This is a genomic window from Thermocatellispora tengchongensis (assembly GCF_014202315.1).
Taxonomy (GTDB): Bacteria; Actinomycetota; Actinomycetes; order Streptosporangiales; family Streptosporangiaceae; genus Thermocatellispora; species Thermocatellispora tengchongensis.
Genome location: NZ_JACHGN010000013.1, coordinates 200,370 through 222,722, shown reverse-complemented (window position 1 = coordinate 222,722; position 22,353 = coordinate 200,370). Strand labels below are relative to the sequence as shown.

Below are 22,353 nucleotides of genomic sequence, written 5' to 3'. Positions count from 1 at the left end.
GCGGGCTACGCGGCGTACCGCCACCCCAGGCTCAGGCCGTCTTGCCTTCGGCCGGGAGGACCGCCTGCTCCGGCTCAGGCAAGCGGCCCGGTGACGGACTCGGCGGCGGCGACGAGCGTACCGTCGGCGACCTGCCGTACCACCGACTCGATCTCCGGGGCCAGGAAGCGGTCGGGCCCGGGGCCCGGCACCTCCTGCCGGATCGCGGCGATGACCGCGCCGGTCGCGGGGGCGGGGGCGCTCGGGGCGCGCAGTTCGATGCCGCGGGCCGCGGTGACCAGTTCCACGGCGAGGACGCGGGTCAGCCCGTCGATCGCCCGGCGCAGCTTGCGCGCGGCCGACCAGCCCATCGACACGTGGTCCTCCTGCATCGCCGAACTCGGGATGGAGTCCACGCTCGCCGGCACCGCCAGGCGCTTGAGCTCCGAGACGATCGCGGCCTGGGTGTACTGGGCGATCATGTGCCCGGAGTCGACCCCGGGGTCGTCGGCCAGGAACGCGGGCAGCCCATGGTTGCGCGCGACGTCCAGGAACCGGTCGGTGCGCCGCTCGGACATCGAGGCGAGGTCGGCGACCGCGATGGCCAGGAAGTCCAGCACGTACGCCACGGGCGCGCCGTGGAAGTTGCCGTTGGACTCCACCCGCCCGTCCTCCAGCACCACCGGGTTGTCGATCGCCGAGCACAGCTCGCGCATGGCGACGCTGGCGGCGTGCGACATGGTGTCCCTGGCGGCCCCGGCGACCTGGGGCGCGCAGCGCAGCGAGTAGGCGTCCTGGACCAGGGTGCAGGAGCCGTCGCGGTGCCCGGCCATGATCCCCGAGCCCGCGAGCAGCGTACGCAGGTTGGCGGCGCTCGCCGCCTGCCCGGGGTGGGGCCGCAGCGCCTGCAGGTCGGCGGCGAACACCCGGTCGGTGCCGAGCAGCCCTTCCACGCTCATGGCGGCGGCGATGTCGGCGGTCTTGAGCAGCCGGGCCAGGTCGTCCAGGGCCAGGATCAGCATCCCGAGCATGCCCTCGGTGCCGTTGATCAGCGCCAGGCCCTCCTTGGCGGCGAACTCGACCGGCTCGATCCCGGCCCGCTTCATCGCCTCCCCGGCCTCGACCCGGGCCCCGCCGGCGTCGGTGACCACGCCCTCGCCCATGATCGTAAGCGCGACGTGGGAGAGCGGGGCGAGGTCGCCGGAGCAGCCCAGGCTCCCGTACTCGTGCACGACCGGGGTGATGCGCGCGTTCAGCAGGGCCTCCAGCACCCGCGCGGTCGCGGGCCGGATGCCGGTGTGGCCGGTGGCGAGCGTACGCAGGCGCAGCAGCATCATGGCCCGTACGACCTCGGTCTCGACCTCCGGGCCCGACCCGGCGGCGTGCGAGCGGATCAGCGAGCGCTGCAGCCGGGCCCGCAGCGGCGGCTCGATGTGCCGCGAGGCGAGCGCCCCGAACCCGGTCGAGACGCCGTACGCCGGGGTGGGGCTCTCGGCGAGCTCCTCCACCCGCGAGCGCGCAGCCGTCATGGCGGCGACGGCGTCGTCACTCAACCGGACGGCCGCGCCACCACGGGCTACCCTGACCACATCCTCGAAGCTCAGCGGCTCCGGCCCGACGCTCACGACCCCGTTGTCGCGCATGTCCTCGATCACTTTCTCGATGAGTAACCCTCGTACTGCATGCTAGCCCCTTACCGCATCGGCCCGCGCCGGACGCTTACCCCCCGCGGCCCTCCCTACCCTCCCCTCCCCGGCCGACCGGGGCCACACCCCCGGCGATGATCCCCCCGCCGCCGGCCGTCTCCGGGCACGCGGGCACGAACCGCCGTCACACCAGCTCAGCGCCCCTCCCCCGCCCTCCGCCGAAGCGTTCCCGGCTAATCAGTTTGGGCCCGAGCCCCGAATTCGCTAAAGTTCTCTACGTGAGGCCGAGGCGAAAGCCAAGCGGCCGGCAACGCGGACGTGGCTCAGTTGGTAGAGCATCACCTTGCCAAGGTGAGGGTCGCGGGTTCGAATCCCGTCGTCCGCTCGGCGAACCAACACTCCCCGGGCCCCGCCCACCGGAGTGCCCGCAGCCCTGACCCGGGCCGCGGAACAGGGGCGATTAGCTCAGTGGGAGAGCGCTACCTTGACACGGTAGAGGTCACTGGTTCAATCCCAGTATCGCCCACCCCTCTTTCCCCAGGTCAACGGCCTGGGGATCTTTGTTTTCTCGATCGTTGACCATGGAAGTGGGAGCAAATCGGGAGCAAACTGCTCCCGGAAGATCGCTGCCCGACCCTCGCACGGGTAGAGGTCACGCGCCGCTCCCTACCGGAGTTCCGGTCGCGATCGCCTCCAGGCAGGCGAAGCGGGAGCATGCGCAGGTCCTGGCGCTCCACCTGCTCACCGGGCCGCCTTCCGCATCCGCTCCCAGTACCGCTGCAGGCCCTTCACCAGCCGCGTCCGCATCACCTCGGTGACATGGCTGTAGCGTCCGGAAATGCCCTTCATGCGGTGCCCCATCCGCTCACACGCCAGGACATCGGGCACGTCGAGCTCGTCCAGGATCGTCTTGTGATCGTGGCGCAGCCCATGGAAGACCGCCCCCCTACAGGATCGGCGGGACCGGCTCCTCCGCCGTGGGGTATCCGTCGCAGGCCGGGCGACGCCAGATGCGGCGGCAGAAGTTTGATCGCCGCAGCACTCCCCCATCGGCCGCGGTGAACACCCGATCACCACTTCCGCCCTCGATCACCACACTGAGCATGTCGACCAGGAACGGCGGCAGATCAATGCGACGTGCCGCCGCCGAGCTTTTCGGCGGTCCCAGCCACACCTGCGTCCCCACCTCGTGTAACGCCCCCACATCGGGGTCGATACGCAGGTAGCCGTCCTCCAGATGGCAGTTGACCGGGGCCAGGCCGGCCAACTCGCCCCACCGCATGCCGGTGTAGGCGGCGGTGAGCACCATGGTCGCCGGGCCGTCCCCATGGTCGCTGCGGATGCGCTCGGCGATGGCCACCACGTGCCGCCCGTCCGGAACCGGCCGGGTACGCCGCTTGACTCCGCGGTGCACGTGCGGGCTGGCGTTCAGGCGCAGCCCTTGGATCGGGTTGATGGCCAGCATCCGTTCCTCCACCGCCGCGGTCAGCAGCACCGACAGCAACGTGATGATCCCGCTGACCGTGGCCGGGGCGTACCGGTCGCCCAGCTGGCCGGCCCACTGCTTGACCGCCAGGCGGGCGATGCCGTCCAAGGTGACCTCACCGAAGGCGGGCAGGATGTGGTGGTCCAGGTAGTGGTCGTACTTGGCGGTGGTCGAGGGCGCCACCCGGTGCGCCTTCCGCCATTGGGCGGCCCACTCGGCCAGGTTGATCCGGCCGGCGGACGGGTCGATGAACATTCCGCGCCGCTGATCGGTGTCCAGCGCCTCGGCCGCGGCCAGGGCCTGTTTCTTGGTGCGGTACTTGTCGGGGGTGGTGTTCACCTCGCCGTTGGCGTCGCGCCAGCGCACGCGATACCAGGGGCCCCGCTTTTCCGCCCATGCCATGGTGATGTCCTCCTGTCGTCGCTCTGATCACGACCCGTGCTCAGGTAGTGCACGGGTGCCGGGGAATGCACGCTCGCGTGCGGCGGGCGGCTCAAGTCGGGCCGGGCTCGGCAGGCCGGGCTCCGGCGGCGATGATCGCATCCAGGTCGGCGTGGGAGAAGCGCAGGTGCTTGCCGAGGAAGATGCAGGGAATGGTCCGCTCGGCGGCCTTGCGGCGCAGCCAGGACGGCTTGACGCCCAGCAGGTGGGCGGCCGCTTCGGGGGTGTACAGCAGCCGGCTCTGGTCGGCGTTCGTGCTCATGATCGGGATCGGCGGCATCGGATGGACGTGATGTGCTGCTGCATCGTTACCTCCTGCTCGACAGCTCGGCCTGAGCCGCGATCACGCGCCATTGCACCGGCGGGCGATGGTGACCGCTACCTACCAACAGCAGCCGGCACGCCCCGGCCGGGACAAACGATCAACGGGCTAGGGCGCGACGTGGGCGCGCGATTGGCAAGGGGCTTCCATCGCGCCACTCCGCCACGCCCTTGAAAGGAACGTGCGGTCTGGGCGACGGCAGGCGCGTTGCTCAGCCGGAGTGTGGGACGAGCGACAAAGCGATGAGCGGACTTTAAATGGATGAAACGCCCTGACACAATACGGGCCATCCGAGGGCGGGACCTTGACAAGGGGAAGCGGATGGACGCTTTCAATCTGCTATCGCTGGTGATCCTGATCAAGCACCTTCCTTATGCCCCTCCGTTATCCCCTCAACGCCTCGACCGAAGACAAATGGGCTGAAGCCGAACGCGACGCGTCGACGCAACCCCGCCACCTAAACCATCGGCACCGCCCTGGACAAAGCCCGACAGGTCACCCCACCCTGGAGGGCTTCACGCGTATGGTGATCGAGGAATTCAAGCAAAGGGCTGGGCATGGCGGGTGATGGTGCGCCGAACCGATGCCAGCGGCGTCGTCCACATCTGGATCCGCCGCAACGGCCTGCAGATCAGCCGACATACCGGAGGCCCCCCAACTGACCCCTTCGAACAAACCGACGGCAACGAAGTCGAGCACATCACCGCAGGGCAGGAGCCTCCGGCGCTGTCGCCCCACTCCCCCAAACGGGGGCTTCCGCGGTCGGAGCGACATCCTGACGGTCCGTTTCCTGGGAAAGGGGGAGCGGGATGAGCTTTGAAGCGCTCGTCTACTGGTTTCTGCTGGCCTGTCTGGGCTGATCCTGGTGGGGGCCGCGTATGCGGCGGTCACGAACCGCTCGGTACGGGTGGAGGAGGTCGGCGGGCGGCTGAAGTACTCCTGGGATGAGCCGGAGAAGGTGTGGCGGGTGGGGGTGCTGCCCCGCGATCCGACGCAAGAACAGCAGATCACGGCCGCACGCCCGCAAGTCGCCAAGTGGGCCGAGGAGGCATCCCAGCGCCCCGGAGTGGAATACGCGTGGATCAGCCGTCCCGCCCGGAAAGAGGGGTATGTGGACGTGTGGCTGTGGCACAGCGGGTACCTCAACCGCAGGGAGAAGCACAAGCACGCCGCGTGGTTCCCTGAGGACGCCCGCGACCAAGAGTGACCCGCCCGGCTTCGGCGAAAACCCTCGCAGATGTGATGTGAGCCGATCGCGCCTTGCGCCCCGGACAAGCCGCCAGGTCTCGCCCGCGGAGAGCAACGGCAGCCGTTGCGGTCGAGTGACCGCCTCTGCCGGTCTCCGGTGCTCTCCGTGGTCCGGGGCTGTATCCCGCCGCAGGCAGGAGATACAGCCGGGGTGTCTTTCATGGGCGGCCCCCGGCGGCCAGGTCGGTCGTTCTGCCGGCCGTCGTGCCGCAGCCTGGGTGCAGCGCTCCCAGGAGAGCCGCGGCCTTCTTCCCGCCGTCGCCCTCGTCGAGGGTAGGACCTATGAGAGGCGTGTCCACCATGTTCACCTTCCTGCCGAAGGCCGGCCGCCGCCGGTGGATTCTGCTACCGGTCGTGCTGGTCGTCGGCCTCGCGGTCCCTTCACCACACCCGCGTCCGGCCGGTCAGCCTTCGGCCGGCACGGTCGCACGAGGAGCACAACAGATGACAAGAGGCGATGCCTTCGATGCCGTGGTGGTCATCGACGCCACTGTCCACGTCACACCGTCACAGACCGTACGGGGCGACCTGTGGGCCGAGGGCGGAAGGATCACGCACGTCGGTCTACGCGGGAAGGGGTCCCCTCCGGCCCGGGCCCGGGTGATCGAACGGCGCGTCCGTCGTTCCGCTGCTTGTGGACTCCGCGGTGCACGCACGCCCGGAGGACCAGCGCGGCGTCTACGACCTGACCCCTGGCAACCCGGCGACCTTCGCCGTCACCCGCGAACGCGTGAGCGCGTCACGGATCAGGCAGATGCTGGTCCTCCAGCCGCACGACCTGCTCGCCGTCGTCGTCTCCGGACAGGTCGAGGCGTGGCAGGGCGAACCCACCCGTGCCGCCGGGACCCCCATCCCCGGCGACCGGCCTCAGAGATGGCACGGCGTCTGGGTCGACGACTCGCGGGAGCTGGAGCAGCACCTGCTCCCCGACGGCCGGTACACCGAGACCCGCCACGGCCGGACCGATGCCTACACGGGCAGATACTGGGTCCGCGACGACCGCATCACCTACCTCGACGACACCGGGTTCTGGGCCTTCGGCGAACTGATCGACGGAGTGCTCCACCACGCCGGGTTCGTCATGCGCAAACGACCGATCTCCGGATGAAGGCTCGGACCTTGACAGGATCGGGCCCGCATCCGATGTTGATCGCTGAACAACGAGAGGAGCACCGTGGCCACGATTCCCACCGCGGCCAGCACCATCGACAGCGCCGAGATGGGCAGGACCCTCGCCCACGAGCACGTGTTCGTGCTCGGGACCGAATACCAGCAGAACTATCAGGACTGGGATGAGGAAACACGTGTGGCCGAGGCCGTCACGGCTCTGGCCGAGCTGAAGTCGCTCGGCATCGACAGCATCCTCGACCCGACGGTGCTCGGGCTCGGGCGGTACGTGCCGCGCGTGCGGCGCATCGCCGAGCAGGTGGACCTCAACATCGTGGTCGCGACCGGGCTCTACACCTACTCCGACCTGCCGTTCCAGTTTCACTACAACGGTCCCGGCCTCCTGTTCGACATGCCCGAACCGCTCACCGAGCTGTTCGTCAAGGACCTGACCGAGGGGATCGGGGACACGGGGGTCCGGGCCGCGTTCCTCAAGTGCGCGATCGAGACGCCCGGCCTGACGCCCGGGGTGGAGCGCGTCCTTCGGGCGGTGGGCCAGGCGCATGTGCGCACCGGCGCTCCGGTCATGGTGCACACCAACCCGCACACGCAGTCCGGGCTGGTGGCCCAGCGGGTGCTCGCCGAGGAGGGCGTGGATCTGTCGAAGGTAGTGCTCGCGCACTGCGGCGACTCGACCGACGTCGATCACCTGACCGAGCTCGCCGACGCCGGCTCGCTGCTGGGCATGGACCGCTTCGGGCTCGACGAGCTGCTGCCGTTCGAGCAGCGGGTGGACACGATCGTGCGGCTGGTCGAGCGCGGGTACGGCGACCACATGGTGATCGCGCACGACGCCTCGTGCTATATCGACTGGTACACGCCGCAGGACGCCGCGAGAGTGGCTCCGCGCTGGCACTTCCGGCACATCAGCGAGGACGTCCTGCCGGCGCTGAAGGCGCGCGGGTTGTCCGACGATGACGTGGACACGCTTCTCGTCGCGAACCTGCGGCGGCTGTTCGAGTAGGCCCGCTCGGCTACGAGAGGCGCACGGACCTGAGCTCGCGGCGGGAGGCGATGCCCAGCTTGCCGAAGATGTTGCGCAGGTGCGCGTACGATGGTGCGCGGGCTCAGGAAGAGTTGCGCCGCGACCTCCCTGGAGGTCGCCCCGGCGGCCACGAGCCGCGCAATGCGCAGCTCCTGCGGCGTCAGGGCATCGGCCGGCTGCGCCGCCCGCTTGCGCGGCTGCTCGCCGGTGGCCCGCAGCTCGCGGGCGGCGCGTTCGGCGAACGCCTCCACGCCCATGCCCGAGAGCATCTCGTAAGCGGTGCGGAGCTGTCCTCGGGCGTCCTGGCGCCGGCGCCGTGGCTGCGGGTGCCCTCGATCGCCCAGACCACGGCCGGGCCGGGCGCGTGCTGGGTGCCCAGCGCATCAGCCGTGCATAGCCGTCGGCGTCGGCGGTGACGGTGATGGCGGCCGGCTCGCCGCCGACCGGGTTCACCAGGCAGGCGCTGTGGCTATCGCGGTGGGTGTCGACTCCGACGATGGCATCTGCCCACTCCGACAGCATCGGCATGTGCGGCTCCCTTGTGTCCGTGTGGAGATTCCGTGTGGAGATGGGGGTGGCCTGGGCGAAGTCACCCACGCGGACACATCTGTGAGGAGTCACACCAGCGGCGGACAGGCTTCTGATCAAGTCAGCGAGGGGAGAACCCGGCCGGTATCGGCGAGCCTGAGGACACGTCACGCGCAAGGCACGCCCAAGGCGGCCAGATCCTTCGAGAGTCACCCAAGATCGCCGATACCAAGCCTGTCAGCGCTTCGCCTCAAGCGCCAGCACCAGACTCACAGATCCTTCGAGTAGCAAAGATCAAGATTCGAAGGGAACCAGGCGATGGCCGCAGACCCCAGTGTGACGCCCGAGCAGTGGCCGGCGAAGCGGATCGAGACCGGCGAGCCGGATCTGTTGCGATCCATGGTGAAGACCATGGCCGAGGCGTTGATGTCGGCCGAAGCCGACACCCTCTGCGGAGCCGGCTATGGCGAGCGCAGCGACGAGCGGACCAACTCCCGCAACGGCTACCGCAAGCGCGAGTGGGACACTCGCGCGGGCTCGATAGAGCTGGCCATCCCCAAACTCCGCTCCGGCTCCTACTTCCCCCACTGGCTGCTGGAGCGTCGGCGGCGGGCCGAGCAGGCGCTGATCAGCCTGATCGCGACCAGCTATCTGCTCGGGGTCTCGACCCGGCGGGTGGACAAGCCGGTAGAGCAGCTCGGCATCGAGCACATCTCCAAAAGTCAGGTCTCGCAGATGGCCAAGGTGCTGGATGAGCAGGTCGAGGCGTTCCGCACCCGCGCGCTGGACGCCGGCCCCTGCACCTTCGTGTGGCTGGACGCGCTGACACAGAAGGTCCGCGAAGGCGGCCGCATCATCAACGTGCACGTCCTCGTCGCGACCGCCGTCAACGCCGACGGACGGCGCGAGATCCTCGGCCTGGAGGTCACCAGCGCCGAAGACGGCGCGGGCTGGCCGGCCTTCCTGCGCGGCCTGGTCGCCCGCGGCCTGTCCGGCGTGCAACTGGTCATCTCCGACTGCCACGCCGGACTCGTCGCGGCGATCGGTGCCACGCTGGCCGGCGCGGCCTGGCGAAGGTGTCGCAGTCACTACCTGCGCAACCTGTTGACCTGTGTGAACAAGTCCGCCCAGCCGTTCGTGGCCCCCCTGGTGCGCACCATCTTCGACCAGCCTGATGCCGCCTCGGTGCGGACCCGGCACGCCTGGGTCGTGCAGACCCTGGAGGCCAAGCATCCGGCTGCGGCCGAGCACCTGGACGCCGCCCGGGAAGACCTGATCGCCTTCGCCGCCTTCCCCCGCGAGATCTGGACCCAGATCTGGTCCAATAACCCGCAAGAACGGCGCCAACCGGCGGCCTCGGGGTGAGGGCGGCGTTGACGGCGGCCCGGTCGTGGTCCAGCCCGCGGGTGAAGGCGTGCAGGTCAGGAGCTTCGCCGTGTCTTCCGGCGACTCCACCGGGAAGCGGTGGCTGCCCAGGTCGACGAGCACGATGTCGAGCCGGTCACCGTAGCGGCCGAGCGCGTCCTGCGTGATGAGGTCACGGATCGCGAACACGGTGATCGGCTGCTCGCCGACGTCGCGACCAGCCGCTTCTCCGGTGACGTCGTGGTCCCCGACACCGGAAGCCTCCGCGAGGACCTGGAACGCTTTGCGTACGACCTCGCCAATGACCTCAGCGACCCGGACACTCTCGCGCGCGAATCGGCCCGGCACCACAGCAGGGAGCGCGCCTCGCACCGGTCTGCGCGAGTTGTGCGCGGGGCTTGCCTCGGGACGGACGGGGCGGCCGGCTCAGTTCTGGGTCGTCGGGCGGATGACGATCTCGCCGATCTCCACGTCACGCGGCTGTTCGATGGCGAAGGCGACGGCGCGGGCGACGGCTTCCGGCGCGATGGCGTACCGGTCCATGTTGCGCTGGATCTCCTCGCGGAGCTCGGGGTCGTCGATGGAGCCGGCGAGTTCTGTACGCACGTAGCCCGGCGAGACCGCCGTCGTCCGCAGCACACCGTCGGTCGACTCCTGCCGCAGCCCTTCCAGGAGGGTACGCACGGCGTTCTTGGTCGCGGCGTAGACCGCCATCGTGGGTGTGATCTTCAGACCGGCGGTCGACACGGTGGTCACCAGGTGGCCCTCCCCCTGCGCGCGGAACACCGGCAGCGCGGCGGCGATGCCGTGCAGCACGCCGCGCAGGTTGACGTCGATCATCGCCGACCAGCCGGCCACGTCGAGGTCGGCCACGGGGCCGATCTTGCTGATGCCGGCGTTGCCCACGAGCACGTCGAGCCGCCCGAACTCCGTCACGGCCAGGCCGACGAGCCGTTCGAGGTCGTCGCGGGCGGTGACGTCCACGGCGCGGGTGACGGCGCGCCCGCCGCGGTCGCGGATCTGCCGGGCGATCTCGTCGAGCCGCTCCGCCCGCCGCGCGCCGAGCACGACGGCGGCGCCCCGCTCGGCGAGCAGGCGGGCGGTGGCCTCGCCGATCCCGCTGCTCGCCCCGGTGATGGCCACGACCTTGCCTCTGATGGCTGACATGAGAATCTCCTCCGCGATAAAGTGGACACGTGTCCGCTTAGCTGTTCCCATCGTACCGGACACGTGTCCGCTTAGCTGATCTCGTCATACAGAGGACCGATGAACGCACCCCGCCGCCGAGCCGACGCCGCCGAGAACCGCGCCCGGATCCTCCAGGCCGCGCGAGAGGTCGTCGCGAACGCGGAGGAGGTGAGGCTCAACGAGATCGCGAAACGGGCCGGCGTCGGCCAGGGCACCCTCTACCGCCACTTCCCGACCCGGGAAGCCCTGCTCGCCGAGGTCTACCGCAAGGACGTGGACGACCTCGTGGCCGCCGCACCGGGACTGCTCGCCGAGCACGCGCCGCTGCCCGCCCTGGCCCGCTGGCTGGACCGGGTGGCCGAGTACGCGAAGGTCAAGCGCGGGGTGTTCGCGGCCGTCGAGGCGGGGCTGTGGCAGGACCTGTCCGCGCACAGCCTCGGCCCGATCGGCGAGACGCTGTCCACGTTCCTCGACGCGGGCAAGGCCGAGGGCACCATCCGCCCCGACATCGACGCCTGCGACGTCATCCTGCTCCTCGGCTACCTGACCCGACTGGAGCCCGCGGAGTGGGACGCCCGCGCCCACCGCCTCCTGCACGTCATCCTTGACGGCCTGCGCCATCACGCCTGAGCTCGCGCCACCAGCTCAGGGACACGTGCCTGGCGCAGGCGCCACCGCGCCCGTAGCAGACCACACAGGCGTGGCGGCAGCGACGGGCTCCCGGCCTCGGACGGCGGCCCGGCGACGACCAGGTCGGTAGCACTCGGCGAGGTTCTGGTGATGTTCGCCGACGCGACCGCGGTGCGGGGGCGGCGAGCATGAACGCGTGTCCCCGCAAAGGGGCCTGACAGCCGAACACGCCGAGTGGGGCAGGTTAGGGACGTCCGGCCCGCCGCCGGCCGATGGGAAGGAGTCTTGCCGATGACAACGCAGATGAACGCGGTCGCCGCGCCCACGGTGTGCGCCGGGTACACGGCCTGGGCCGGCATCCGCCGGGCCGATGCCCGGCCAGGGCCCGGGTCGCCATCGTCGGTGTCGGCGGGATCGGCGGGATCGGCCACTTCGCCATCCAGTTCGCCAAGGCTGCCGGGTACCACGTGATCGCGGTGACCGCCAGCGCGGGCAAGCACGCGCCGGCCCGCGAGCTGGGCGCCGACGACGTCGTCGCCGGCGGTGCGGCGCTGAAGGAGGTCGGCTGGAGCGCGTCAACGACGCCTATCCGCGGGTTTCCTCCGGTCAGGTGCGGTTCAAGGCCGTCGTCACGTTCTGACCGGCACCCCGGTGGCCAACAGCAACCGTAACCGGAAGTCCGCCTGGGTCCGCGATGCAAGCCGACTGGTGCCGATTACGACCGCCTATGTGGGCCAATGCGTTCGGTTAGCCTATCCGCTTAGTTGTGAGGGAAATCGTTCATGTGTGACACAGCGCCATGCATAGAGGAATGTTCGAAGCCAAGGAATGGGACGTTCACCCGGCGGGCGGCCCTGATCGGCACCGCGGCGATCGCGGCGAGCGCCGCCGTCGCCGAGCCCGCGCAGGCGAGCCCCACGGGCCCGCACGGGCGCGGAACGGTCACCCTGACCTCGTACGCCGATGCGGGCAACATCCCGGTCAGCGAGCCGAACCAGGTCCTCACCTTCGGCCCGATCGCGTTCGAGGTGCCGGGCCGTCCGGTGCCGCTGGAGATCAAGGTCAACGTCCCCGCGGTCGGCGGGAACCTGCCGATCATCCTGATGTCGCACGGTCACGGCGCCTCGAATTTCCTGTCGTCGCTGCGCGGATACGGCCCGCTCGTCGACTTCTGGACCGCGCACGGTTTCGTGGTCATCCAGCCCACCCACCTCGACTCCACCGTGTTGGGGCTGCGCGACACCGACCACCCCGAGGCGCCACTGTTCTGGAAGACCCGTGCTCAGGACATGAGCTTCATCCTCGATCACCTCGACGAGATCGAGGCCGCCGTTCCCGGCCTGGGACGCTCGGCGTTCATGACCGGCCGCGGTCCTTCGGGTCGCACTCGCCTCGACCGCAGGCGGGTGGCGGTCGTCGGGCATTCGCTGGGCGGGCACACCGCCGCGATGCTGCTCGGTATGAGGACCGCCGACCCGGCCGACGGCAGCCGCGTGCATCTGCCCGACGCCCGGATCAAGGCCGGTGTCATCCTCGCCGCGCCCGGTGTCGCCGACGAGCACACCAACCAGGAGATGCTCGACCGTTACCCGGTCAACAAGTTCACCGATTTCAGCACGATGACCGCGCCGGCGCTGGTGGTCGCGGGGGACAGGGACCTCAACCCGAGGTTCTCCACCCGGCTCAGCTACCGCTGGGACGCGTACACGCTGGCCCCCGGCCCCAAGACGTTGCTGATGATGCACGGCGCGGAGCACATCCTCGGCGGCATCTCCGGCTATGACGCGGCGGAGACCTCCGATGAGAACCCGGCGCGGGTCGCCGTGCTCCGCGCCATGGCCTGGGCGTATTTGCGCTCGCAGCTCTACCCGGGCGATCCGGCCTGGCAGCACGCGGTCGCGGCGCTCGATATCGGCTCTGTCGAATCCAAGTAGGCCGCAGGAGCCGGCGGCCGGCAGTAGCGGCGACCGGTGAGCGGTCCGGGAACCGGAATCTGCGAAATCGTTCGATACCAAGGTGTCGTGCCGCAGATCGGCCCCTGTCCCAGCCGCCGACTTCATCCGGAAGGGGCAACGGGCCCGCCGGCACCAGGCCGGCGGGCCCGTTGTGAACGATCGCGTACCGGTGTGCGTGTCGCCTCTCGGCGAAGGGCGCAACGCGGCTCCAGCCGAACGGTAGTCCGCGAAGGCAATAGGTGAGGCCGGGGACACTGGGCACACCCGTGCGGTCTTCCCGGCCTGGGCCGGGTTGGACGGCCTGCCGCCTCGGAGCGAGGCGAGCCGCTAATCGTCCGCGACGGGGTGGTCGGTGGCTGGTGCGGCCCGTGAGGCGAGGAGGCGCAGACGGTCGTGGCTGAGGGTGCCGGGCTCGGCGGTCAGGGTGATGAGCTGCTGGTCGGGATCGTCGGTGGAGGTGAGGAAGGACCAGTCGAGGGTGAGCGGGCCGACAACCGGATGGTTCAGCGTCTTGGTGCCCGATCCCTGGGGGGCGACGCGGTGGGCGCCCCACCAGCGCCGGAAGTCGGAGTCGTGCAGCGACAACTCACCCACCAGTTCGGCCAGCCGCGGATCTTTCGGATCGCGGGCGGCCTCCATGCGCAGTTGGGCCACGGTCATCTGCGCCACCCATTCCCAGTCCGGGTACAGCGCTCTGATGGCCGGTTCGCAGAAGACCAGCCGCACGAAGTTGCGCTTCTTCTCCGGGATCCGCGCGAAGTCGGTGAACAGGGCGGCCGCCATGGCGTTCCAGGCGAGGATGTCCGTGCGGCGCCCCAGGACGACGGCCGGTGTGGTGGACAGGTCGTCCAGCAGGCGCTGCAGCTGCGGCTGGACCTTCTGCGTGGCGCGCCGACGCGGCCGGGCGGCGTCCCGACCGGACAGTTCGAACATGTAGGCGCGCTCACCGTCGTCGAGCCGGAGGACCCGCGCGAGGGTGTCCAGCACCGGTTCGGAGGCGTGGCGGCGGCCCTGCTCCAGGCGCATGTAGTAGTCGGGGCTGATCGACGCCAGCAACGCCACCTCCTCGCGGCGCAGGCCCTGGACCCTGCGCCTGCCGGCGGTATCAGGCAACCCCACGTCGGCCGGGCTCAGCTGTGTGCGCCGCGCCTTCAGGAAGGCGCCCAGTTCGCTGCGGTGGGCGTTGCTGCTGCTCATGGATACAAGTCTTACAGCCGGCCGGGCCTGCGACAGTGGGCCTGCCGTGTCCCAGGACCGCGGTGTCCGGGGACAGAAGACGCCCCTTACCCGCCCGCGTACCGCGTGCGAGTGTCGGTGACGTGGCCGGCGGACGGACCGCCCGGAGGACGAAGCCCCGCTGGAGGTCCCGCTGGAGGGATCCGCGCCGTCGCGGTCACAGCGCTTCCCCATCTGCGTCAGGAGACACCCACCGTGAAGACCAGCGTCACCTTCCCCAGCAACGCCCTCGACCTCGCCGGGATTCTCTTCACCCCCGACGACCACGTGGACGGCCGGCTGCCGGCCGTCGTCATCTCCCATCCGGGAGGCGGTGTGAAGGAGCAGAGCCCGAGCGTCTACACCGAGCGTCTGGCCCGCGCGGGATTCGCCGCGCTCGTGTTCGACGCCGCCTACCAGGGCGAGAGCGAGGGCGAGCCGCGCGGCATGGAAAACCCGTTCCAGCGCGCCGAGGACGTCAAGTCCGCCGTGACCTACCTGACCACCCGAGACGACATCGATCCGGACCGTATCGGAGCACTGGGCATCTGCGCGTCCGGCGGCTACGTCCCCTACGCCGCGCAGACCGATCACCGCATCAAGAGCGTGGCCACGGTCAGCGCCGTGGACATGGGCTCGGTGATCCGTGAAGGACTGGGCCGCACCCAGGACCCTGCGATCCTCAAGGCCCTGCTCGACCAAGCCGGTGCGGCGCGCACCGCCGAGGCACGTGGCGCGGCCCCGGAGATGGTGGCATGGATTCCCGACAACGCCGAGGAACTGCTGGCGACCGCCACCAGGCAGTTCCGCGAGACGTTCGAGTTCTACCGCACCCCGCGCGGCCACCACCCTCGTGCGGTCCAGGGCTGGGTGCTGCGCAGCGTCGACCAGCTCGCCCAGTACGACTCGTACGCGATGATCGAGCTGATCTCGCCCCGCCCCCTGCTGATGATCGTCGGTTCCGAGGCGGAGAGCGCCTACTTCAGCCGGGAAGCGATCGAGCGGGCGGCCGAGCCCAAGGAACTGGTCGTCATCGACGGCGCCACGCACATCGACCTGTACGACAAGGACGAATACGTCACCCGCGCCGTCGCCAAGCTCGCCGAGTTCTTCGGCAAGCACCTGGCCGGATGAACCACCCGGCCTACGCGCTGACAACGGGGAGGGTTACCTGGTGGTGGCGTTCAGGACGTGCGCGCGCGAGGCCTGCACCTCGTTGCGCAAAGCGGGCAGGTCGACGCCGAGGACGTGGCCGTTCCACTTGCGGGGTTCGCCGTTGACGAGGACGGCGCTGATGTTGCGGGCGTCGGAGCCCAGGACCACAGTGCCGACAGGGTCGTTGAGCGGCATGTTGTTGAGGGCTTCCGCCTGGATGATCTGGAGGTCGGCCTTCTTGCCGGGGGTGAGTGAACCGGTCATGCTCTCCAGTCCGTTGGTGCGGGCGCCCTGACGGGTTGCGAAGTCCAGTACGTCGTGAGTGGTGATCCGGGAGGGCGGCCGGCCGGTGCCGTAGGAGGCGTTGACGGCGCATCCGCTGGATGGCGTGCAGGGCTCGCATCTGGGTGAACATGTCGCTGGCCAGGGCGACTTCGACGTCGATGCTCAGACCGGGGCGGATGCCGGCCGACAGCGCCTCGTCCACTGCGGGGATTGCCGTCTCCAGCCCGATCTGCGCGTCGGAGGTGGGGGCCAGCGCCACTGTGGTGCCCGTTGCCGCCATGGTCTTCCACGCCTCGGTGGTCAGGCCGGTGGCGTGGATGAGGGTGACGCCGGGGTTGAGGATGCCCTCCTCGGCCCAACGCAGTACGGCCTCCGAGGAGGACGTACCGAAGACGGCGTCGACGCTTACGCCGATGCCCAGGTCCTGGGCCACGCGGGCGAGGTCGGGGCCGTAGGCGAGAGCAGGCCCGGCGATCTCGTCCGTGGCCAGGGCCGCCACGCGCAGTGTGAGCAACTGGTCATCGCTGCTGAAGTACTGGCTCTTGAGCCGCCTCAAGTCGCTCGGCCACTGGCGGTCCCAGTCGCCGAAGTGCGGACCCATCGAGGCGTGCACGCCGCGGATGCCGGTGTCGAGGAGGGCCTGGATGGCGGCGTCGGAGTGCTCGGCCGAGCGGGAGTTGTGGGAGAAGTCGAGCATGCAGGTGATGCCACTGTCGATCGCGGTCAGCGCGGCGAGCTTGGTGCCGATGTACATGTCCTCAGGCCGGTACGCACGGGCGTATCCGGCCAAGGTGGCCATGACGTAACCGGCGAGGTCGTCGACGTCCGGCATGATCCGTCGCAGCTGGGCCTCCCAGGCGTGCCGGTGGGTGTCTATGAATCCCGGCGCGACAATCGTGCCGGCGGATTCGACCACGACGGCGTCGTCCGCGCTCAGCGCGGGTCCGACCGCGGCGATCGTATCGCCCTCGACGAGCAGGTCGCCGCGGTCCAGGACGCCTAGAGCCGGGTCCATGGTCACGATCGTCGCACCGGTGAACAGGATGCGCCGCCGAGGGTCCGCGGAGCGGCGCTGGAGCCGCTCCAATACGGCAGCACTGGTGGTGTCGTCGGCATTCATGAGGGGTCCTCTTCTTCGTACGTCCGCGGTCACCCACATGCCCACCACATCGGCGGCGTCCTCGGTGGCCTTCGCCATGGTGGACTCCTTCCATCATCAGTGCGGATCCGTCCCGCACCACCGAGTCTGCGCAGGTCGGTGACCATCGACCAGGACGCGTGCTGCCTGGGTGGGACACACCCAGGCGGCATGCCGCCCCGCGGCATAGCCTGAAGACATGCCTGACAACCATCTGGGAGACTTCCTTCGCGCGCCGGGCGGGCCTGCTCCCGCAGGACGTCGGTATGGCCGGCTACGGCATGCGCAGAGTCACCGGGCTGCGCCGTGAGGAGGTCGCCGTCCTGGCCGGTGTCAACGCCGGCTACTACACCCGCCTCGAACAGGGCCGCGAACGCTCCGATGACGAGCAGGCTCTGCGGGTGTGGCCGGCCTGATGAGCGGTCGGCCGCCACGCCACGGCACGGTGCGGTGCGGTCGGCGGGGGCGGCACCGCTGGATGAGGTCGGCGTCGGCGGTGAGGCGGGCGGAGGTCTCTTCGCCGAGACGGTACGAAGCGGCCGAGGCCGGCCAGGTGCTGGTGGCGGCTCCTGGCCTGGAGCTCGGGCGGTGCGTCCGGCTTGCGCGAGGTGCTGGAGCGCTGAATGACACAGCTGATGCAGGATCCACCCTTGGCGGTGCGGGTCGAGCCATGCGGAGGCGGTCTTGAACAGGTATTCGGCACGCGGGTACGGGTGTCATAAACGGACGTGTCACCAGCCGCGTCGTGGTGCACCAGGTCCACGACCAGGTCGCGGCCGGCGATCGGGGAGCTGACATCTCACGTCCGGCCGTCCCAGGGCCTTGACGGGGCCCGGGGCGGTCCGTTCGCGGCGGTCTGCTGGTCGTGGTCGCGCAGCATGCGCAGGACGGTCGCGGCCGAGGGGTGACGGCCCTTCTTCTTGCCGCTGGTGATGACGAGCCGGGCGGCGGTGTCCCGCAGGCCGAGGTCCTGGTCGCGCAGGTGCAGGGCCATGGGCAGCATGTGCTCGCCGGTGACGCGGCGCCGACGATGGCCTTGCCGCGGGCGCGGGCGGATTGTCGAGCCGGGTGTCCAGGGACCGGCGGACGGTGGAGGCGCGGGCGTGGCCGATCCGCGCGTGCCCGCACGGTCCGGCGTCGGCCGCGACCGGGCGGGGCAGTTCGATCCATGGTGTGCCCGGCTCGCGGATGGCCGGGGCCGGGACGTTGAGCGCCTTGGCGAACGCGGGCACGAGCCGGAAGCGGGCGGTGTGGCACTGGACGGCGGCCTTGCCCTTGCCGGCCCGGCAGGGAGAGCCGGCCGGGGCGGCACATGAGGTCATCGGGCAGGCGTGGGCCTCCACGCGGAGGAAGTCGTCGTCGTGCACCCGGAAGTGTTCCATGAGACCGTTTCAGACGGCCACCCGTTCGCACCGGCTCATGAAACAGGGTTCGCCCTGGACGTGCCCGGCCGGAAGCCCCGTTTCATCGGTGTCCACTTATGAAACAAGCCTCGACAGCCATGATCATCCGATGGGGCGGCACGCTAGTTACATAGCTCCGTGACGTCTTTGCGACACGTGGGAAACCGACGCGTTCGGATCGGAGGCCGACGGGGCGGGTACGCGGCGGCGTGCGTCGGCGAGCAGAGTGTGCATGGCGTTGCGGAAGATCTCCGCCTGTAGCGGGCCGATGAAGGCGGTGTGCCCAAACACCTCCAGGACCACGAGGCCGTGCAGGTGGCCCCAAAGGCTGATGAAGAGGGCGGCGGCCTGCGGCGGAAGTCCGCCGGCCGCCTCGGGCGGCAACTGTGCGAGGTGAGCGCGTAGCTCGGGGCTCAGCGGCGGCAACTCGGTGCGGGCCAGTTGCTCTTGCGTGAACACTCCGAACAACTCGCGGAGGAAGAGCGCCGCGATCCTGCGGGGACCGGCGGTCGTGCGGCCGTCGGCGGGCGCCTGATAGTGGAGGAGCGGCGTTCCGTAGATGAGCTGGAAGCGTGCGGGGTGGTCGAGCCCCCAACGCCGGAATGCCTCCGCGGCGATGACGAACCTCGGCAGGTCGCCATCCGGTGGCGCCGTGTCGAGCGCCGATGCGACGGCGTCGGCGAGCTCGTGGTAGGCCTCGCTGATCAGTGCTGTGATCAGCTCGTCGCGACTGGGGAAGTAGTGGTAGAGCGCCTGCACCGTCATGTCGAGGCTGCGCGCGACCGATCGCAGGGACAGGCCGGAGGGGCCGTGCAGCGCGATTTGCTCCTGCGCCGCATCGAGGATCTCGCGGATCGCGGCGGCCCGCCGGCGCCGGCGGAGCGGTGCCGGGCCGGCGACAGAGGCCGCGGGGTCGTCCGTCATGGAGACACCCTACTGTCTGCCTGACACTGTTAGATAAATTTGGCACTACCAAGCCCGGACGGATGTCGTTAGCGTCCTGTCTCGGCCGCCTCCGGCTGCACCGCGCGGGCCGTGACCGAGAACCGAGACTACTAGTCATCCCTGGAGAAACTGTGCTTCTGAGCGTCGTCAAGTTCACCGTGCGCCCCGAGCAGGACGCGGCGTGGCTCTCGCTGATCGAGGACTTCACCAAGGCCACCCGGGCGGAGCCGGGCAATGTCCTGATCGAGTGGTCCAAGAGCGTGGATGACCCGCACCGCTATGTGGTGATCGAGGGCTACACCAACCCCGAGGCGTTGGCCGCGCACACGGACTCTGAGCACTTCAGGACGACGATGGCCGCACTGCTGGACATGACCGCCGGCGCTCCCGAGATGCTCAACGCCCACAGCGGGCACGACGGCTGGAGCCCGATTCTGGCGGCCGACCCGCCCCAGCGGTGAGCAGCCGAAGCTCCCCGGGCGCGCCCGACACGGTGTTCTCGGCGGCACTCGGGTCCCGAGGTCGCGGATAGGGCCGGGCGCGAGGTCGGACATGGACAAGGTGTAGGTGCCGTGGACGCCGCGGTGGGAGTGGATGCTTGTCCCTTTCTCCCGTACTTGGTCTGCCCCCGAACAGGCCCCGCAGCACAGCGCACCCACCCATCTCAAGCGGCACCGGGTCGGGCGGTTCAGGGTGCCAGCCCCAGCTCACGTAGCTGCGCGGGCCGCAGCGGCCGCCAACCGCTGGTGTCGAGCCTGGCCAGCTCCGCGACGCGATCACTGTTTCCACAGGCGATCGCTCGCAAAGTCCCTCAAAAACCTGCGCACGGTGCAGCGGACGGAGCCCGCGCGGACTATCCGGTGCTGCTCTTGAGGTAGGTCAGCACGGCGAGTACCCGGCGGTTGGTGTCGTCGGTGGGTGGCAGGTCCAGCTTGGCGAAAATGTTGCCGGTGTGTTTGCCCACGGCGGTCTCGGTGATGGTGAGCAACTGGGCGATGGCGGATGTTCGAGTGGCCTTCCGCGATGAGCGCCAGTACCTCGCGCTCGCGGGGAGACAGCCGGGCGAGCGGGTCGCGATGGCGGCGCAGGAGCAGGCGTACCACCTGAGGGGCGACCACGGTCCCTCCGGCGGCCACCTGCCTCAGTGTGGCGACGAACTCCGCCACGTCTACCACCCGATCCTTGAGCAGGTAGCCCACGCCACGCCCGCCGCCGGAGTCGAGCAACTCGGCGGCATACTCGTGCTGGACGTACTGGCTGAGTACGACGACGGCCAGGCTGGGGTCGCGGCGCCGCGGTTCGACTGCGGCGCGCAACCCCTCATCCTGGTAATTCGGAGGCATCCGGATATCGGTCACCACGAGGTCCGGTGCGTGCTCGGCGACGGTCCGGCAGAGCGCATCGGCGTCGCCGACCGCGGCGACGACATCGAAGCCGAATCGCGCCAGCAGGCCGGCCGGCCCTTCCCGGAGCAGGATCCCGTCCTCAGCCAGGACTAGAAGTAGGCGGTCCACTCGATATGGTCGGGCAGGCGGCGGCGACCGGTCAGCGTGGCATGCGGCCGCGCGGATGACCAGACCCGACTCGTAGGCGGCGACCACCGCCTGGGTTCGGTCGCGCAGGCCGAGCTTGTTCAGGACCCGGCTGACGTGGGTCTTCACGGTCTCCTCTGTGACGGTGAGGCGGGCCGCGATCTCGGGGTTGGACAAGCCCTCGGCGACCAGGCGCAGGACCTCGGTCTCGCGGGGCGTCAGGTCGGTGAGCACGGCGGTCTCCCGCTGGGGACGCTGCCGGGCGAACTCGCTGATCAGCCGGCGGGTGACCGTCGGGGCCAGCAGGGCCTCGCCCGCGGCGATCACGCGCACGGCGTCGAACAGGCGCTCGGCCGTGACGTCCTTCGGCAGGAACCCGGCGGCCCCGGCGCGCGGGGCGTCGTAGACGTACTCGTCGAGGTCGAAGGTCGTGAGGATCAGGACCCGGGGCCGCCCTCCAGCCGCCGGGTGGCCTCGATGCCGTCCATGACCGGCATGCGGATGTCCATCAGCACGACGTCCGGCTTGAGCTCGGCGCACATCCGGACCACCTCGGCTCCGTCCTGGGCCGTCCCCGGCTCGCCGCCGGCGGCCAGCGCTCGCTCGCGCATACCGGTCAGGCCGTGGCCCTCCGCGCCGGATGGGCCGGGCCCGTCGTCGCTGATCACCAGCTCGAGCGCCTCGGACGTATAGCGCAGCTCGACGTCCACGGCCGCACCCGGCGCGTGCCGGCGTGCGTTGGTGAGCGCCTCCTGGACGATGCGGTAGGCGGCCAGTTCCACGCCCGGGTCGAGGGGGGCCGGCTCGCCGGTCGTGATCAGGCGGATGTCGTCGCCGCCGACCTCGCGCGCCTCCTCGACCAGCCGGGCGAGCTCGCCCAGGCCGGGCTGCGGCTCGCGCACGGCGACGACGGCCTCGGCGTCCTCGCGAAGCACGCCGAGCAGCCGGCGCATCTCGGTCAGCGCGGCCCGTGCCGTGTCGCCGATGCGTTTGAGCCGCTCCGCGCCCTCCTCCGGCATGCCGGGCGTGGCCAGGCGGGCGGTCTCCGCCTGAACCACGACCATGGAGATGTGATGGGCCACCACGTCGTGGAGCTCGCCCGCGATCCGGGCACGCTCGCCGCGTGCCAGGTGCTCCAGCCGGGTGTCCGCGATGATCTGCTTCTCGGCCGTGATCTGCTCGGTCTCCCGGCGGGTACGCCACCCGATCCCGGCGAGGGCCGCCGCGGGGGCCAGCACGCCCGGCAGCACGCTCATGAAGCGCAGATGATCGTTGACGGCTTCGAGCGGAACCGGGGGAGGCGCCTGCGGGGCCGCGCCGACGGGGACGGGATCGGTCACGGTGGCCGTGCCGATCAGCGCCAAGAGAGCGAACGGCAGCGACAGCACGATCGCCATGACCCGCGATCCGCCGCGTCCCAGCAGGAAGAGGACGATGAGCTGGGCGACCAGCGCGCCGGAGGTGAGCGTCTGGAAGGCGGCGACCGTCAGCGTGTTGACCGCGGTCATCGCGACCGCCGCGGCGACGGGCTGCTTGCGCACGATGGCGAGCGGGAGCGTACCCGCCAGCGCGAGCACGATGAAGGCGACGACGTACACGGCCCGGTCGGGCGGCGGCACCTCCCGCTGCGCCCGGAAGATCGCCTCCGCCACTCCGACCAGGACAAGGCCGATGGACGCCCATCTGATCCATCGCTCCATGCGGGCCATTCTCGCGGCCCCGGCCACGGCCCACATCCCC

General features: G+C 70.1%; 18 protein-coding genes, 2 tRNA genes and 5 pseudogenes. 12 read left to right on the top strand and 13 right to left on the bottom strand.

Annotated features, from left to right (window positions below; genetic code table 11):
- Nucleotides 1-74: 74 nt before the first annotated feature.
- Complete coding sequence (gene hutH / locus HNP84_RS28920) at nt 75-1,622, bottom strand: histidine ammonia-lyase (protein WP_185053185.1); 1,548 nt, start codon at nt 1,620-1,622, stop codon at nt 75-77.
- Between the two features lie 315 nt (nt 1,623-1,937).
- On the opposite strand from hutH, the gene HNP84_RS28915 reads away from it, so the two are divergent.
- Both HNP84_RS28915 and HNP84_RS28910 read left to right on the top strand, forming a co-directional pair.
- A tRNA-Gly gene (locus HNP84_RS28915) sits at nt 1,938-2,010 on the top strand.
- 69 nt (nt 2,011-2,079) lie between these two features.
- Nucleotides 2,080-2,151: transfer RNA gene (locus HNP84_RS28910), tRNA-Val, on the top strand.
- Nucleotides 2,152-2,571: 420 nt separating this feature from the next.
- Here the strand turns inward: HNP84_RS28910 and HNP84_RS28905 are convergent.
- The gene (locus HNP84_RS28905; protein WP_185053098.1) at nt 2,572-3,513 is read right to left on the bottom strand and encodes a tyrosine-type recombinase/integrase; all 942 of its coding nucleotides are present in this window, start codon (nt 3,511-3,513) and stop codon (nt 2,572-2,574) included.
- Nucleotides 3,514-3,604: 91 nt separating this feature from the next.
- Nucleotides 3,605-3,814, bottom strand: coding sequence for a helix-turn-helix domain-containing protein (locus HNP84_RS28900; RefSeq protein ID WP_246518828.1), 210 nt, complete (start codon nt 3,812-3,814; stop codon nt 3,605-3,607).
- Nucleotides 3,815-4,739: 925 nt separating this feature from the next.
- Between HNP84_RS28900 and HNP84_RS28895 the strand changes: the two genes are divergently transcribed.
- The 3 genes from HNP84_RS28895 (at nt 4,740) to HNP84_RS28885 (ending at nt 7,253) form a co-directional block, all read left to right on the top strand.
- A complete protein-coding gene (locus HNP84_RS28895; protein WP_185053096.1) occupies nt 4,740-5,081 on the top strand; it encodes a hypothetical protein in 342 nt (113 codons plus the stop codon).
- Between the two features lie 687 nt (nt 5,082-5,768).
- Nucleotides 5,769-6,230 carry an Atu4866 domain-containing protein gene (locus HNP84_RS28890; RefSeq protein WP_312925906.1) on the top strand — a complete coding sequence of 154 codons (462 nt, stop codon included), beginning with the start codon at nt 5,769-5,771 and terminating at the stop codon, nt 6,228-6,230.
- Nucleotides 6,231-6,296: 66 nt separating this feature from the next.
- A complete protein-coding gene (locus HNP84_RS28885; RefSeq protein ID WP_185053095.1) occupies nt 6,297-7,253 on the top strand; it encodes a phosphotriesterase family protein in 957 nt (318 codons plus the stop codon).
- Between the two features lie 134 nt (nt 7,254-7,387).
- Here the strand turns inward: HNP84_RS28885 and HNP84_RS53595 are convergent.
- Nucleotides 7,388-7,531, bottom strand: a pseudogene (locus tag HNP84_RS53595) (LuxR family transcriptional regulator); the annotation flags it as partial.
- Nucleotides 7,532-8,120: 589 nt separating this feature from the next.
- Between HNP84_RS53595 and HNP84_RS28875 the strand changes: the two are divergent.
- Nucleotides 8,121-9,143 (top strand): annotated as a pseudogene (locus tag HNP84_RS28875) (IS256 family transposase); the annotation flags it as partial.
- Between the two features lie 450 nt (nt 9,144-9,593).
- On the opposite strand, the gene HNP84_RS28870 reads toward HNP84_RS28875, so the two are convergent.
- Complete coding sequence (locus HNP84_RS28870) at nt 9,594-10,334, bottom strand: SDR family oxidoreductase (protein WP_185053093.1); 741 nt, start codon at nt 10,332-10,334, stop codon at nt 9,594-9,596.
- A 99-nt stretch (nt 10,335-10,433) separates the two neighbouring features.
- On the opposite strand from HNP84_RS28870, the gene HNP84_RS28865 reads away from it, so the two are divergent.
- From HNP84_RS28865 to HNP84_RS28855, 3 genes are all read left to right on the top strand, one after another.
- Complete coding sequence (locus HNP84_RS28865) at nt 10,434-10,985, top strand: TetR/AcrR family transcriptional regulator (protein WP_185053092.1); 552 nt, start codon at nt 10,434-10,436, stop codon at nt 10,983-10,985.
- Between the two features lie 272 nt (nt 10,986-11,257).
- Nucleotides 11,258-11,656 (top strand): zinc-binding dehydrogenase, encoded by a 399-nt coding sequence (locus tag HNP84_RS55300; protein ID WP_221336875.1) that lies wholly within the window; start codon nt 11,258-11,260, stop codon nt 11,654-11,656.
- 111 nt (nt 11,657-11,767) lie between these two features.
- Complete coding sequence (locus HNP84_RS28855) at nt 11,768-12,919, top strand: alpha/beta hydrolase family protein (RefSeq protein WP_185053091.1); 1,152 nt, start codon at nt 11,768-11,770, stop codon at nt 12,917-12,919.
- Between the two features lie 348 nt (nt 12,920-13,267).
- On the opposite strand, the gene HNP84_RS28850 is transcribed toward HNP84_RS28855, so the two are convergent.
- Nucleotides 13,268-14,137, bottom strand: coding sequence for a helix-turn-helix domain-containing protein (locus HNP84_RS28850; RefSeq protein WP_185053090.1), 870 nt, complete (start codon nt 14,135-14,137; stop codon nt 13,268-13,270).
- A gap of 234 nt (nt 14,138-14,371) precedes the next feature.
- On the opposite strand from HNP84_RS28850, the gene HNP84_RS28845 reads away from it, so the two are divergent.
- Complete coding sequence (locus HNP84_RS28845) at nt 14,372-15,289, top strand: alpha/beta hydrolase (RefSeq protein WP_185053089.1); 918 nt, start codon at nt 14,372-14,374, stop codon at nt 15,287-15,289.
- 10 nt (nt 15,290-15,299) lie between these two features.
- On the opposite strand, the gene HNP84_RS57070 is transcribed toward HNP84_RS28845, so the two are convergent.
- On the bottom strand, nt 15,300-16,793 hold the full coding sequence (locus tag HNP84_RS57070) for an amidohydrolase family protein (protein WP_425586094.1): 1,494 nt from the start codon (nt 16,791-16,793) through the stop codon (nt 15,300-15,302).
- Between the two features lie 206 nt (nt 16,794-16,999).
- On the opposite strand from HNP84_RS57070, the gene HNP84_RS51350 reads away from it, so the two are divergent.
- Nucleotides 17,000-17,149 (top strand): helix-turn-helix domain-containing protein, encoded by a 150-nt coding sequence (locus HNP84_RS51350; RefSeq protein WP_221336874.1) that lies wholly within the window; start codon nt 17,000-17,002, stop codon nt 17,147-17,149.
- A gap of 383 nt (nt 17,150-17,532) precedes the next feature.
- On the opposite strand, the gene HNP84_RS51345 is transcribed toward HNP84_RS51350, so the two are convergent.
- The 3 genes and pseudogenes from HNP84_RS51345 to HNP84_RS28825 form a co-directional block, all read right to left on the bottom strand.
- Nucleotides 17,533-17,736: a hypothetical protein gene (locus HNP84_RS51345; RefSeq protein ID WP_221336873.1), complete on the bottom strand. Its 204-nt coding sequence runs from the start codon at nt 17,734-17,736 to the stop codon at nt 17,533-17,535.
- A 205-nt stretch (nt 17,737-17,941) separates the two neighbouring features.
- A pseudogene (locus HNP84_RS57065) lies at nt 17,942-18,115 on the bottom strand (zinc finger domain-containing protein); the annotation flags it as partial.
- Nucleotides 18,116-18,262: 147 nt separating this feature from the next.
- The gene (locus tag HNP84_RS28825; protein WP_185053088.1) at nt 18,263-19,060 is read right to left on the bottom strand and encodes a TetR/AcrR family transcriptional regulator; all 798 of its coding nucleotides are present in this window, start codon (nt 19,058-19,060) and stop codon (nt 18,263-18,265) included.
- Nucleotides 19,061-19,212: 152 nt separating this feature from the next.
- Between HNP84_RS28825 and HNP84_RS28820 the strand changes: the two genes are divergently transcribed.
- Nucleotides 19,213-19,542 (top strand): putative quinol monooxygenase, encoded by a 330-nt coding sequence (locus HNP84_RS28820; RefSeq protein WP_185053087.1) that lies wholly within the window; start codon nt 19,213-19,215, stop codon nt 19,540-19,542.
- A gap of 392 nt (nt 19,543-19,934) precedes the next feature.
- Here HNP84_RS28820 and HNP84_RS28815 read toward each other — a convergent pair.
- The 3 genes and pseudogenes from HNP84_RS28815 to HNP84_RS55295 all read right to left on the bottom strand — a co-directional run bounded on the left by HNP84_RS28815 (nt 19,935) and on the right by HNP84_RS55295 (nt 22,313).
- Nucleotides 19,935-20,595: pseudogene (locus tag HNP84_RS28815) on the bottom strand (response regulator transcription factor).
- Between the two features lie 135 nt (nt 20,596-20,730).
- Nucleotides 20,731-20,847, bottom strand: a pseudogene (locus HNP84_RS56275) (response regulator transcription factor); the annotation flags it as partial.
- Nucleotides 20,848-21,050: 203 nt separating this feature from the next.
- A complete protein-coding gene (locus HNP84_RS55295; RefSeq protein WP_281396292.1) occupies nt 21,051-22,313 on the bottom strand; it encodes a histidine kinase in 1,263 nt (420 codons plus the stop codon).
- Nucleotides 22,314-22,353 lie beyond the last annotated feature (40 nt).

What these genes read in the sequence shown, in the direction of transcription:
- hutH (WP_185053185.1), bottom strand. Translation starts at nt 1,622, where the DNA reads ATGCGCGACAACGGGGTCGTGAGCGTCGGGCCGGAGCCGCTGAGCTTC.
- HNP84_RS28905 (WP_185053098.1), bottom strand. Translation starts at nt 3,513, where the DNA reads ATGGCATGGGCGGAAAAGCGGGGCCCCTGGTATCGCGTGCGCTGGCGC.
- HNP84_RS28900 (WP_246518828.1), bottom strand. Translation starts at nt 3,814, where the DNA reads ATGAGCACGAACGCCGACCAGAGCCGGCTGCTGTACACCCCCGAAGCG.
- HNP84_RS28870 (WP_185053093.1), bottom strand. Translation starts at nt 10,334, where the DNA reads ATGTCAGCCATCAGAGGCAAGGTCGTGGCCATCACCGGGGCGAGCAGC.
- HNP84_RS28865 (WP_185053092.1), top strand. Translation starts at nt 10,434, where the DNA reads ATGAACGCACCCCGCCGCCGAGCCGACGCCGCCGAGAACCGCGCCCGG.
- HNP84_RS55300 (WP_221336875.1), top strand. Translation starts at nt 11,258, where the DNA reads ATGGGAAGGAGTCTTGCCGATGACAACGCAGATGAACGCGGTCGCCGC.
- HNP84_RS28855 (WP_185053091.1), top strand. Translation starts at nt 11,768, where the DNA reads ATGTGTGACACAGCGCCATGCATAGAGGAATGTTCGAAGCCAAGGAAT.
- HNP84_RS28850 (WP_185053090.1), bottom strand. Translation starts at nt 14,137, where the DNA reads ATGAGCAGCAGCAACGCCCACCGCAGCGAACTGGGCGCCTTCCTGAAG.
- HNP84_RS57070 (WP_425586094.1), bottom strand. Translation starts at nt 16,793, where the DNA reads ATGGCGAAGGCCACCGAGGACGCCGCCGATGTGGTGGGCATGTGGGTG.
- HNP84_RS51350 (WP_221336874.1), top strand. Translation starts at nt 17,000, where the DNA reads ATGGCCGGCTACGGCATGCGCAGAGTCACCGGGCTGCGCCGTGAGGAG.
- HNP84_RS51345 (WP_221336873.1), bottom strand. Translation starts at nt 17,736, where the DNA reads ATGCTGCCCATGGCCCTGCACCTGCGCGACCAGGACCTCGGCCTGCGG.
- HNP84_RS28825 (WP_185053088.1), bottom strand. Translation starts at nt 19,060, where the DNA reads ATGACGGACGACCCCGCGGCCTCTGTCGCCGGCCCGGCACCGCTCCGC.
- HNP84_RS55295 (WP_281396292.1), bottom strand. Translation starts at nt 22,313, where the DNA reads ATGGAGCGATGGATCAGATGGGCGTCCATCGGCCTTGTCCTGGTCGGA.